Annotated in this window: 15 protein-coding genes; 3 read left to right on the top strand and 12 right to left on the bottom strand. The window is 42.9% G+C overall.

All coding sequences use genetic code 11. The annotated features are described in order from the left end of the window. Window positions 1-85: 85 nt before the first annotated feature. From ACJA3J_RS07530 to ACJA3J_RS07520, 3 genes are read right to left on the bottom strand one after another with little or no spacing between them, the layout of a single operon-like run. Window positions 86-1,123: a DUF4179 domain-containing protein gene (locus ACJA3J_RS07530; protein ID WP_089650886.1), complete on the bottom strand. Its 1,038-nt coding sequence runs from the start codon at window positions 1,121-1,123 to the stop codon at window positions 86-88. Further along, complete coding sequence (locus tag ACJA3J_RS07525; protein ID WP_406946282.1) at window positions 1,116-1,196, bottom strand: hypothetical protein; 81 nt, start codon at window positions 1,194-1,196, stop codon at window positions 1,116-1,118. The genes ACJA3J_RS07530 and ACJA3J_RS07525 overlap by 8 nt, the downstream gene beginning before the upstream one ends. Before the next feature lie 8 nt (window positions 1,197-1,204). Continuing rightward, window positions 1,205-1,654: a sigma-70 family RNA polymerase sigma factor gene (locus ACJA3J_RS07520; protein WP_406945897.1), complete on the bottom strand. Its 450-nt coding sequence runs from the start codon at window positions 1,652-1,654 to the stop codon at window positions 1,205-1,207. Window positions 1,655-1,798: 144 nt separating this feature from the next. Between ACJA3J_RS07520 and ACJA3J_RS07515 the strand changes: the two genes are divergently transcribed. Further along, on the top strand, window positions 1,799-2,731 hold the full coding sequence (locus ACJA3J_RS07515; protein WP_406945896.1) for an oxidoreductase: 933 nt from the start codon (window positions 1,799-1,801) through the stop codon (window positions 2,729-2,731). A 133-nt stretch (window positions 2,732-2,864) separates the two neighbouring features. Further along, a complete protein-coding gene (locus tag ACJA3J_RS07510) occupies window positions 2,865-3,305 on the top strand; it encodes a hypothetical protein (RefSeq protein ID WP_089650883.1) in 441 nt (146 codons plus the stop codon). A 93-nt stretch (window positions 3,306-3,398) separates the two neighbouring features. On the opposite strand, the gene ACJA3J_RS07505 is transcribed toward ACJA3J_RS07510, so the two are convergent. From ACJA3J_RS07505 to ACJA3J_RS07485, 5 genes are all read right to left on the bottom strand, one after another. Next, window positions 3,399-4,727, bottom strand: coding sequence for a TrkH family potassium uptake protein (locus tag ACJA3J_RS07505; protein WP_089650882.1), 1,329 nt, complete (start codon window positions 4,725-4,727; stop codon window positions 3,399-3,401). 119 nt (window positions 4,728-4,846) lie between these two features. Then, window positions 4,847-5,971 (bottom strand): DNA polymerase III subunit beta, encoded by a 1,125-nt coding sequence (gene dnaN / locus ACJA3J_RS07500; RefSeq protein WP_406945895.1) that lies wholly within the window; start codon window positions 5,969-5,971, stop codon window positions 4,847-4,849. Window positions 5,972-6,098: 127 nt separating this feature from the next. Then, window positions 6,099-6,566: an NUDIX hydrolase gene (locus ACJA3J_RS07495; protein WP_089650880.1), complete on the bottom strand. Its 468-nt coding sequence runs from the start codon at window positions 6,564-6,566 to the stop codon at window positions 6,099-6,101. 14 nt (window positions 6,567-6,580) lie between these two features. Beyond that, complete coding sequence (locus ACJA3J_RS07490; RefSeq protein WP_089650879.1) at window positions 6,581-6,841, bottom strand: hypothetical protein; 261 nt, start codon at window positions 6,839-6,841, stop codon at window positions 6,581-6,583. Window positions 6,842-6,858: 17 nt separating this feature from the next. Continuing rightward, the gene (locus ACJA3J_RS07485; RefSeq protein WP_089650878.1) at window positions 6,859-7,536 is read right to left on the bottom strand and encodes a VOC family protein; all 678 of its coding nucleotides are present in this window, start codon (window positions 7,534-7,536) and stop codon (window positions 6,859-6,861) included. Window positions 7,537-7,790: 254 nt separating this feature from the next. Here ACJA3J_RS07485 and ACJA3J_RS07480 point away from each other — a divergent pair, with 254 nt between their 5' ends. Further along, complete coding sequence (locus tag ACJA3J_RS07480) at window positions 7,791-8,234, top strand: PH domain-containing protein (protein WP_167355980.1); 444 nt, start codon at window positions 7,791-7,793, stop codon at window positions 8,232-8,234. Window positions 8,235-8,443: 209 nt separating this feature from the next. Here the strand turns inward: ACJA3J_RS07480 and ACJA3J_RS07475 are convergent, their stop codons facing one another. The 4 genes from ACJA3J_RS07475 to ACJA3J_RS07460 form a co-directional block, all read right to left on the bottom strand. Continuing rightward, window positions 8,444-8,992, bottom strand: coding sequence for a 2'-5' RNA ligase family protein (locus tag ACJA3J_RS07475; RefSeq protein WP_089650876.1), 549 nt, complete (start codon window positions 8,990-8,992; stop codon window positions 8,444-8,446). A gap of 234 nt (window positions 8,993-9,226) precedes the next feature. Further along, the gene (locus ACJA3J_RS07470; RefSeq protein ID WP_406945894.1) at window positions 9,227-10,093 is read right to left on the bottom strand and encodes a DUF4097 family beta strand repeat-containing protein; all 867 of its coding nucleotides are present in this window, start codon (window positions 10,091-10,093) and stop codon (window positions 9,227-9,229) included. A gap of 158 nt (window positions 10,094-10,251) precedes the next feature. Beyond that, complete coding sequence (locus tag ACJA3J_RS07465) at window positions 10,252-10,698, bottom strand: glycosyl-4,4'-diaponeurosporenoate acyltransferase (RefSeq protein ID WP_115894012.1); 447 nt, start codon at window positions 10,696-10,698, stop codon at window positions 10,252-10,254. Continuing rightward, entirely contained in the window at window positions 10,698-11,771 is a 1,074-nt protein-coding gene (locus ACJA3J_RS07460) for a glycosyltransferase (protein ID WP_406945893.1), read from the bottom strand. The genes ACJA3J_RS07465 and ACJA3J_RS07460 overlap by 1 nt, the downstream gene beginning before the upstream one ends. Window positions 11,772-11,859: the final 88 nt, after the last annotated feature.

Genomic DNA, 11,859 nt, shown 5'->3' with positions numbered 1-11,859 from the left:
TTAGGAAAATACTACCTTTTTCTATTATTTCAAAACGTATCCATCCCTTCAATAAATAGACGCCACCATCATGGTGACGCCTGTATCATTGGATGTTCTTCTTGTCCTTACTAAGAACATAAACCTCATATTCATCTTCTCTAATCGGAGCGGTTTTCTCTCCGGTTTGAATAAAGAGGTCAATCTCTTCTCTAATTTCTTCAGCAATCTCCTTCGAGCTTTTATCAGAACGATCAAGGGAAGTTTTAATTTTGATTTGCAGCGGATACGGATGGAAAGAAAAAGCAAAGCCTGTGACTGGATATTGTTCAGACTCCATCATTGCCTGGGCAATATCATGGATAGCTCCCGTTTCTCCCCAACGAATTTCCTGTTCCCTTGCTTTCTTTTCTACTTGCCGAATATCAAGTTCAGGTTCTTCGTTATATACATGCCCTTCTTCCAACATGATTTCTTCCAATAGGCTTAATCGCGTTTCTGTTTTTGGAACGATCACATTGATATACACTCCCCGAGTCGGGTTCATCTGGACTTGGACAGGGAACATGAGCTCAAAATTTTCCTCTTTCAATCGTGTTGTTAGCTTCTCTTCCAGCTCTTTCGTATTTTTATAGTACTGTTCCATTTCCTCTTCGGTCACATCCGACTGCTGGACTCTTTCTTCAAAAGGCTGCACGGAGACCTCATAGTCATGAAAGCCGTTCTTTTCTAAATGTTCTTCAACAATGGTTTGGACCTTCTGTTTCCCATCCTCCATCTCGATCAGTTCAACAATCACTTCCTTGTCATCCCTGCTGACCTGCATGTTCCCGATCTGATATCCTTCTTTTTCAACCGTTTGAGTGGCTTCACTGAAAAACGTCTCCATCTGTTCCATTCGATCTTCTTCCTGCTCGATAAACTGACTGATGTAAGGAATTTTAGCAACGACGTGTTCCATCGCAGGTGTGAACAACAATCCACCTAACAAAAGAACAACGACAGCAGCCGCCATCCACAAACGCCCGATTGTTCTCTTCTGTTGGGGTGTAGAACTCTGCAAATGGTGGAACACCTGGCTCTGATGCTCTTCTTTGAACTTCATCTGCTGGACCTTTTCAGGATACTTCCATCGGTTACTCAAATGCCTCTCCTCCTTTCAACATTCTTTTCAAACTGTTCCGCGCCCTGTGCAGCCTTGTTTTGACTGTATTCACATTGATTTCTAACAACTCAGCGACTTCCTCCACGATAACTCTTCGTAATAATAAAAGATGATGACTTCTCTCAACTTCACGGTAAGTTTCAACACTTTTTGAAAAAGAACCTCATTTTCCTCTTCTTTTAACACTTGTTCAATAATACTGTTAGCTTCCTCTCCTTTTTCCATCTTCATCGGTTCAAATGGAATCAGGTTCCGAAACGACCAGCTTCTGACGTGGTCTTTGCAATGATTGACCGTTATGCGATACACCCAAGTCTTGTAGCTCGATTGATGTTCAAATGTATGTAAATGTTGATAGCAGCGGATAAATACTTCCTGCGCCAAATCCTCTGCTAGTTGCTTCTCCTTCACATATGTAAAAGCAATTCTCACGACCATGTCCCCATAGGATTCCATTAAGCCGGCTAACATCTCTTTATCTGTTCTTCGCTTCATGTGTTCCTCATTCATAAACGTTCTCCCCCCTTTTTCATTATCTTTGACGAAATCGGACGTCACGAGGTTCCATAAAATTCTTATGTGCTCATCTGAAGGTTATTCTTTTTACATACATGCGGAAATTTCTTACTATGAAAGTCATAAGGAGTGATAAGGATGAAAGAACAAGCGTGGACAAAAGAAGACATTCCTTCTTTGAAAGGTCAAACGGTAATTGTAACCGGAGGGAACAGCGGTTTAGGATATGAATCAGTGAAAGTTCTTTCCAAACGGGGAGCGACCGTCATTCTTGGCTCAAGGTCGATGGAGCGTGGACAGGAAGCCTATCTGTCCATTCAAAAGGAAAACCCGAACGCAGATATTGACGTCATGGCACTAGACTTAAGCGATTTACAATCAATAAAGACATTTACAGACGCCTTTAAAGAAAAGTATGACAGACTGGATCTTCTGCTTAACAATGCTGGTGTGATGACCACCCCTTATGGAAAAACAAAAGATGGTTTTGAACAGCAGCTGGGCATCAATCACCTCGGGCATTTCGCACTGACAGGGCAATTGTTCGAAACGTTAAAGAAAACGCCAAACGCTAGAATCGTCAATATCTCAAGCAATGCCCATAAATCCGGAAAAGTGAATTTCGATAACCTCATGTTTGAAGGTGGAAAAGGCTACACACCAATGAAGGCTTATGCCCAGTCTAAGCTTGCCAATCTATTATTCACTCAAGAACTGCAGCGGAAAATCGATGAGAACGGTTTAGACATGACCGTAACGGCCGCCCATCCCGGCATTGCTAGCACCAATCTCATGAGACATATTGAAGATAAATTCCTTTACAAAATCCTGGGGCGTTTGCTTGCACCGATGACTCAGGGAGCTTCAGAAGGAGCGCTTCCTGGTTTAAGAGCAGCAACAGACCCTGACGTCCAAGGAGGAGAATACTTCGGCCCAGGAGGCAGATGGGAAATGAAAGGTAGTCCAATCGCCGTCTCTCCAATTACAAAGTCGTACGATGTCATGGACGCCGATCAATTGTGGAAAATATCCGAAGAGCTTACCGGAGTTACCTACCCTCTTAATAAATAATCATAGATGTTCAAAGCTGAAGAAGCCGTCCTCTTCAGCTTTTTATTTGTTAAAAATACAGACTTTCAGTTGAACACTCTTCCTATATTTGGAATAATAAAAGGTATATAAATCCACGGAGAGGAGCATCAGCATGGCTAAGAAAAAGGTTTGGGGTCTCGCTTTTTCTATTAGTCTCCTATCCATGCTTGCCATCTACGGACTGGCGATGGACTTCGAATTTTTGAAATATGAAGTCAATGAAAAGAATCAATTGGTTATGTACGATGGCTTAAACGGACCAAATCCGATCATCAACTCTGATGTAAGCGAGGAACAGGAAAGCCTGTCTGTTTTAGGTTCCTATATGAGTCAATTTAATCGTTGGTTTCTTGCAGGAATACTGATCGCCCCGTTTTTCATCGCCTCTTATTATCTGCTGTTCAGTGAAAAATGGATGGGGAACCACCCGAAGAAAAAGAAGTACCTTTCTTGGACACTCTCGGCGAATGGAGTGGTCATTGCAGTGGCAGTTCTTGTGTGGAACCGGTATATCGAACTCGTGAACGAAGCTTATCATCAAGTTTTATTTTGAATCACCTGTGAAAGGCGTAAGATGACTGTTCGATCGTTGATTTTAATATTAAAAAAACGGAAGAACTTATATAAGTCTTCCGTTTTTTCCTGTTTAACCCGTCAGAATATCTTCCTCCGGATGTTTCACAAGATCAGGCGATTGTTTAGCAAAGGCAAAGGCGAACGTCAGCGGCCCGAGCTTACCGATCAGCATGGTGCCTATAATAGTTATTTTCCCAATAAGACTCAAATCCCCTGTAAGCCCCATAGAAAGACCGACGGTTCCAAAGGCAGAAACACTCTCAAACAAGATCATTAAAAACGGAGCTTCCTCCGTTAAATTCAAAAGAAATGTCGTAAAAATAACCACACATATTCCTGCAATCGTCAGTGCCAGTGCTTTAAGAATAATGTGGGCGGAAAGACTTCTGTTATAAATGGACGTTTGCTCTCTTCCTTTAAAGAAGGAGAACGTGGCGAGTAAAATCGCCAAAGCTGTCGTAAGCTTGATTCCTCCAGCAGTTGAGGCACTTCCTCCCCCAATGAACATCAGGGTAATCATATAAAACAAAGAAGATTCTTCCATCTGCCCTATATCCAGTGTGTTGAACCCTGCCGTTCTAGGAGTCACTGCTTGAAAATAAGCGGCTTGAAGCTTTCCGAATGTCGAAAAGTCTGCAATGGTTGCCGGATTATTAAATTCCAGAACAAGAATCACAAGGAAACTAACAGTGTTCAGAATCAACGTACCGACTATCATTAACTTGGTCTGTAAAGCCAAGCGATTGAACTCTTTCGTCCTCCACATATCAAAAACAACAGTGAACCCAATTCCGCCTACAATAAACAAAAACGTAATGATTATATTGACAGCAGGATCGATGACATGGGCAGATAAGCTGTCTGACCAGATGGAAAAACCGGCATTATTAAAGGCAGAAATGGAATGAAAGACACTAGCATAAATGCCTTGAAACCATCCGTACTCGGGAACCCATCTTACGGACAGGAACACAACAGCTATGAATTCTACTATCAATGAAAAAACCAGCAGCCGCTTCGCCAGCCTCACCACTCCACCAATTGCCGATTGATTTAATGCTTGTTTAATAATCAGGCGATGCTTTAATCCAATTTTCTTACCGACCGTGATATAGATGAGAACGGCGAATGTCATAATGCCAAGTCCTCCTAGCTGGATGAGAAGCATGATGACAACCTGTCCAAAAAGCGTGAATGCTGTCGCCGTATCGACTACGATCAGACCGGTCACTGTCATTGCAGAAGTGGATGTGAAAAGCGCATCAACAAAGCTTATGCCACCTGTTGTTGCGACGGGGAGCATAAGTAACCCCGCTCCTAATAAAATAAGGGTGACAAACGTCACAATTAAAATTTGTGGTGGGCTCCATGAATCACGTTTCATTTTTCCGACCGCCATTTCTTTTATAGATGATACTTATTGTATAGCGGGTCCCTTGTTTTTTAAACACTTTTCTTGCAAGTTTTACAATCCACTCTCTTTAGAATCGACGATATAAGCCCTTCATTCCTTTGTTTCTAGGCTCGAACGGGTGAAATCACATGGACCTGATCATCACTTTCCGCACTCCGAATAACCAGCGGACTCATCTTTCCATTATAGAAAAGATGAATATGATTTCCCTGTGTCGCTTTTAATGCTTCTGACAGAAACTGACTATCAACATAGACATCCATCGATCCCTCACCTGACACTCTTTCTACTCCTTCTAGAGGGATATTTTCTTCAATCGTTCCTACTTGTTGTGAAAAAGAAGATATGTTTAGTTTCTTTTCTTCCGAAAAACGTAACTTCACTTGATGATTGCTGGTATCTTTCGCAAACAAACCAGCTCTGTCTACACTATTTATCAAACGCTTTTTATCTATGAGCAATTCTGCCTTTGATGATTTTGGTAAGAGAGCTTCCATTTTGGGAAATACTCCTTCAAGCAACTTGGAAACCAATGTTGATTCACTCGATTCTACTTTGAATAGTTGGTCGGTCATAGATATCCTCAAAGGACCCTTTACATTCTTAAAAAGTTTTATCAGCTTACTCAACGTTTTCATTGGCACCGTACAGGAATGATTCTTCCCACTCCTTAACCTTTTCCTCACGAAAGCTAAGCGGTGGGAGTCCGTAGCCACAGCTTGCACATCGTCCTCTGAAAATTCGAAGTGAACACCTGTTAACACGGGCCGACTTCCTTCTTTTGCTGCAGCGAAAAGTGTTTGGCGTACCAACTCCACCAAGTCCTTACTATCCATTAAAATAGATCCATTCGATTCAATATCCGGGATCCGCGGATATTCATCGGTTGAAAGCGCGGATAAGGAACTTTTCACTTCACCGGATTCGATCAGCATACGGCTTCCATCTTTCATCATGTGGATGGGTCCAGGCATTTTCTTTACTAAATCATGAAGAAAAGCTGCTGGCAGTACACAAGCACCTGTTTCCATCGATTCGAACCCACCTTGTTGGACAGGTATGACTTTCTTTGTCATGAGCTCCCCATCACTTCCCACCAGGACAAGCCCCTGTTCCCTCACTTCCATCTTTATTCCATTCAGGACCGGAAGCAGCGTTTTTTTGCCAAAAACAGAGGCTGCTTCAGACACAGCTTCTTCCAAACTCCCTTTATGTATTCGTAATTCCACGGAATGAACCTCCTTTTTTTCTACTCTGTTAATTCGACACGAACACACGTTTGTCCTCCTTCACAAAAAAAGAACTCTCTATTTTGTATAGAAAGTTCTTCTGAATCCCGTTTTTTTACTTAAATCACTATCCTACAACAGGCGTTTCTCGTTGATTCTTTACATCGTCGATAACTTGCTGATGATCTTGAAATATGTAATCAGGGAGATCATCGAGATCAAAGAAACGATTACTCAGAGATTCTTCATTCTCATTAACCAATTCCCCTTCATAAGACTGACAACTAAAACAAATTTCTACAACCGCGGCCTGGTCTCCATTTCCAAAGACTTTATGCTTTTGAGGACCAGAGTAGATGCCGAATAGTTCCATTTCCTTTAAAATCAATCCTGTTTCTTCAAAAACCTCTCGCCGTGCTGTATCCTGAACCGACTCATCCAGTTCCATAAAACCGCCAGGCACTCCCCAGCTTTCTGAATCTGTCCGCAATTGCAGCAATAATTGGTTCTTTTCGTTAAAAACAAGCGCGCCTGCGACGACCATCAGCACCTTCTCATGGCCGACCATGGAGCGCAAATGACGAATATAATTCATAGCTTTCTCCTTTTTTATGAAGATTCTCTTAATGCCCTATGCACCACATCGACCTTCTGCATCCGTCCGGATACACGATAATCATTCGTATTTAAGCGGAAATAATGGCGGGCACCAGTATAAGTGGTGTACCAGAGATTGTTAATGATGACCATTTCTTTTCTTTTCTCATCCGCCTGAATGGGATGATAGGAAGACCCAAACCGTTCGTCTTTCCGTTCAATGACGCCAAGCATGCCTTTTTCATCTAACCACATCGCTAATATATCCTTCATCATTTCCGCCCCCTTATTTAAGCTTGAACGACTGTTAACCGACCATGTTTATCAACTGTGATGGTTCCTATGTTTTTAACGACCACTTCAAGGGGATGAACCTCAGAAACTTGAGTAGAAAAAATCCACCGTCTTTCTGGTTCAACGAGAAGGAGATAAGAATCACTTCCATCATCTCCCATAAAATTCAGATATGCCCTGTTTATCGGATCGTTGTCTCTGGATGTTAAACCGATGCGCTGCAATTCTTCACTAGCTTTTAAAACATGGCTCACCGTCAAACTCATTTCACTAATGTTCAAAAGCGTTTCTGTACAAAATGGACCTGAGTGAAGAGGGGATTGCTCTCTGGAAATGAACTCCACAATGTTCCCCCCTGGGTCATTAAAATAAAAAGAACGGCCACCAAGCCTCTCAAATACGATTTCATCCTTATCGCCTTCCGTATTCAGGCATACTTTATCCCTCACCCAGTCCTTTGCTTCTTTAAACTGGTTGGAAGGAATATTGAATGCAAAGTGATAAAAAGGCTTACGCGCTTCTTTTTCTTCCAAGAACTGAAGGACACTATGGCCAACCTTGATAGATAAACATCCTTCTTGTCGTTCGATTTCTGTGAAATTTAAAAGGTCAATATAGAAACGTCTCATTGAATCTATATCTCTCGCTTTCAGTATTACAGATTCGATCTCCACATCGCTCACCTTCCTTATACATCAAGGATAGCGATTCTTCGCAAAAATCACCTCAGGTAGCAGAATGATTTCATCTACGACTTCAGATGGATAAAAGTTCCTCTGGTAGAATTGTCCAGGTACACATGGGGTCCAGTGATGGCCAGTATGACTCAATTCAAAAACTTTCAGGAGAAGAAGCAGTTCGATGCCGCTATTTCTTGAAACTTCATTCCATCTGTGTCCGTAACTATAAAAGAGAGGAGGGAATCAGGATGTATTTCCCATCAAAAAAAGATGTCTTTTACACCATCACCATCTGGGGCGTCGTCCTTTTTATTGTTTTCATCTACGTCTTCGGAGAAGAGCCCATCGGTTTTCAACTCGTTTCTTACCGTGATCCTTTAGGTTATGTATTGGCAGGGCTGACCATTGGTGTTTTATTGTGGATCTGGTTCCATACAGGATACAAAGTGAAAGATGGGTGCCTTTTCATCCACTCCGGCCCCTTAAGAAAGCGTATTAAAATCGAGGACATCACCAAAATCAAACCAACCAAAAGTCCGATGTCTGCGCCATCCTTATCTTTAGATAAACTCGAAATCTTTCACGGAAATTATAAATCCACCTTAATTTCACCACAGAATGAACAAAAGTTTGTTGAGGTTTTATCAAAAGAGAATCATCAATTAGAAATTGATTGTACACTAAAAAAATGAAGTCACCTTTTTCTTCTTTTCATATGGATAGGAATGTTCCAAGAAAATCTTCATACAAAGAAACTTAATTTTCTAGGCCCTAAAAGCTTTGCCGTGATAAACGAGAGAAGCACAGAGCCCCCCTTACCGGATGACCATCTTTCCGCTCGATTCCTGCAAGATGGATAATTCGATATATGTCCATAGTCGATTCAACCAATAAAACAGCATCATCGCATACGCGATATGCTTCCTAGCGAAAGGTCTTCCAGCTTCGTATATGTATTCGGACTCCTTTCCTCATAAACTCTAACCCGATTGACCTCAAACGCTGGAAAAGGACGAAATTCCTTATCCGCAGCCGGCGCCATATCGATCAGATCTTGTTTAGACAAACCATGGCTCGTCTTCGCCAGTGTCATATGAGGGACGAAATGATTCAACTCAAAATAAGCGTCGATTTGCTCCTGTGTCGGGGCAGCGACTCGTACCATTTGTTTATGTAGACCATAAAGTTTGTCCGAGCGCACACTCAAATAAAGCACCTCTTCACCAAAAAAAGCGGGTGCGCCTAATTGAATCCGGAAAGGTTTCGTTCTCCGACACGTTTCTCTCACATGATCCAGCCATTTCCGGTCTCGAGTTAAGCCTCCTTGAGCCTTCAAGGTGATATGAGGTTCAACCACTTCTGTGATCGTATTTCCGGTCCACCTCTTTTGAAAGTGGATGACCTTTTCTTTAAAATCTTCCGGTGGTACCAAACCGATGATGTGCTGCATTTCCGATCCCCCCCCTAATCAGGTACATACTTATTTTATGCAACAAACGGTTATTCCTAGCACTTTCCCGTACCCCTATGATTACGATGGAGTGACCTACAAAGTTTCACCAATTAAAAACAAGTAAACTTATGGAGAATACCCCATGTGTTTAAAATCCTCAATATCTCCAAAGGTCCTCCTCTGCTTTTCACTCCCATTTCCCATCCGTTTATAAAGGGTATTCATACATTCCTATCCTACTTTCAAATCGCCTGAGCTCGTCTCAGCCGTTAAATGGAACTCACCTTCTGCTTTCGTCCCCCGCACTTCATTTTCCTTTTTCACTTCATAAACAAGGCCCGTCCAATTAATCTGCGCTTCCCCCGAATTCGATTGGTAAAGAAGTTTACAAGAGACCGGTTCTTCCTCATAGAAAAAGCGGATGTCCCCGCTTGAAGTAGAAGCTTTCACATCTCCAAGCATTTTTGTTGCTTGGATGCGGATTTCCCCCGACGAGGAACCAAACACACCTGTGCCGTAATCAAACTTCTCCCCAAACATTTCCCCACTGCTTGTATGGATTTCCGTGTTCCCGCTACGGACCTTTTTCAGTAAAACATCACCACTGGACGTTTGAATTTTCAAATTCTCGTGAACCACATCTGCAATCGTCACATCCCCGGAACTCACGGTAAGCGTGGAATGATTGATTGCTATGCCTTTGATGTCGATGTCACCGGAAGACGTTTCTACCATTAAAGATCCTATGGTTTCCACTGGAACTTCTATTAAAAGTTTCATATCTTTCCGCATTTGAATGCCGAACCGCTTTTTTTCTTCCATCAACTTTACGGTCAAGTTCTCCCCTTGTTGATCATGGGAAAGGGTGAAGTGCTCTTTGTCCTTTTCAAAAACGGAACCAGATAATATGACACTCCACTCCTCACGGTCCACTTTCACGACTTCCACGTCCACAGACGTCGATTCCACCTGAAGATTCTTAATACCTCCAGAAAACCTTTCCTGTTTATGTATCTGGTAGGTCTTCCCTCCATTCGAGCGCTGGTAGAGAAGCGCTACACCAACAATGGCAATAATTAAAATAAGTAGAAATTCCATAAAAATGACTCCTTTATCTATTAGATTGACTCCTACCCCCTCCTAAAAATTCGACAAAACTTTCCAATTCCCTCCCAACTCCAGTAAAAATCCCTGGTCCATAACGACCAGGGATTCATATTCTATGATTCTGCTTCCGTATGTTGTTTCAACGTGCTCTAACGCATAAACACACGATTTTTCACCCTCATCATCCGGACGCGGTTATACCTTTGCACGATTATAAAAGGAAGGTTGAACAAAATCGCATAAACAACCATGATCCATCCAGCCCACGGCGGGTTGAACAAAAAGAAAAAAGGGGCAGCGAGCATCTGGACCCAATGAGACAGCTCCGAACGATTCGTCTGCTTTTCAAAACGATCCCATTGCGAAGGGTTGCGCAAATGTGCTGCTGTTTTCCCTCTTCGAAACCACTTCCGCGCTTCAGGAAGCCGATCTTTCCACTTTTTCACCCCCAGACGCTCATAAACCTTCGCCTGCGTTTCCCACCTTCGAACACGATATATTCTTGCGAAGGCATTCACAAAAGCCTCCGGAGCAACAGACACAAAACCGCTGACACCAAGATGGATGCACAGCCAGGCGACTATATTGACGACCATTAAGAGGAACTCCTTTTCTTATCAACGATCGCTCGGCCTTTCCATGTCGTTTCCTTCATGAAAAAGGTCTTCCACAACGAGTAAGCAAAAACGAATACAAAAAAGAAGAAGTGTAGCGGAAACAACAGGGCATCATACCACTTGAAGTTGCCAATCCCGCTCCAAGTTCTATGCAACAGGACAACTAAGGCCACATACCCTGCAGCCCCCCACCACCCGAGAGCAGTAAGGTTTACCAAAAAAGATAAAACGGCGGTGAGCCACACGACGTTCGCCATCGTCATAATCGGTGACGCTGTTTTTGCCCCTGTCGAAAAACTTTTCGCCCAGCCCTCAATCACTTGTTTCAGATCCGCATCATACATCCGCATCTTCAAAACACCACGCCCACTATAAGCTTTCGCTTCTATCCCCTTGGAGGATGCTAATCTGGTAAATGCCAGGTGTTCGACAATCTCTCCTCGTATCGCCTCATGACCTCCAAGCTTCCAATAGGTATCAGCAGCTATGACGAGACAGGGACCGAAACCGCCTTGGGTCCCGAGTTTATCTTTAAACACCGTCGTCAGACCGGAGGATGCCATAACGACCAGATGAAAAACACCGGATAACTTTTCCCAAAACGAGCGCATTTCATGATAAGGGTGAACGGTCAGGACGAAACCTTCGCCGTCAAAAGCATTCACCAGACGATCCGCCCCTCCATCAGAAAACCATGTATCTGCATCCAAGAACACAAGTGCCTTTCCTTTCGCCACTTTCGCTCCGTTATAGCAGGCCCATGATTTCCCCATCCACCCGGAAGGTAAAGGGGGATTGTCCACCACTTTTACGCCAAAAATTTCAGCGACATTTCTCGTCTCATCCTCTGAATCATCGTCGACGACAATGATTTCCCGTTGTGGATCTGCAGACACTAAACTCGGCAGCAGACGTTTCAAGTTTTCCGCTTCATTACGGGCTGGAATAATCAATGTGTACATCTCTGTATTCTTACGTTTTCCTTTAGGAAACGATAATTTATGCCAAAAAAGGAGCAGGGTTGATAAAACTGCCAGGATCATCACCCACATTCCGACCACCTCCCGATGTACTTCCATTGTCACCTCATGAACTCTTGATTATACAAGGACAAGAGCGGGTACAATGGTTATTAAAAAA

Source organism: Halobacillus sp. SY10 (assembly GCF_045401165.1).
Classification (GTDB): Bacteria; Bacillota; Bacilli; order Bacillales; family Halobacillaceae; genus Halobacillus; species Halobacillus aidingensis.
Note: the sequence above shows the minus strand (reverse complement) of the source record. Positions and strands in the feature narration are given on the sequence as shown.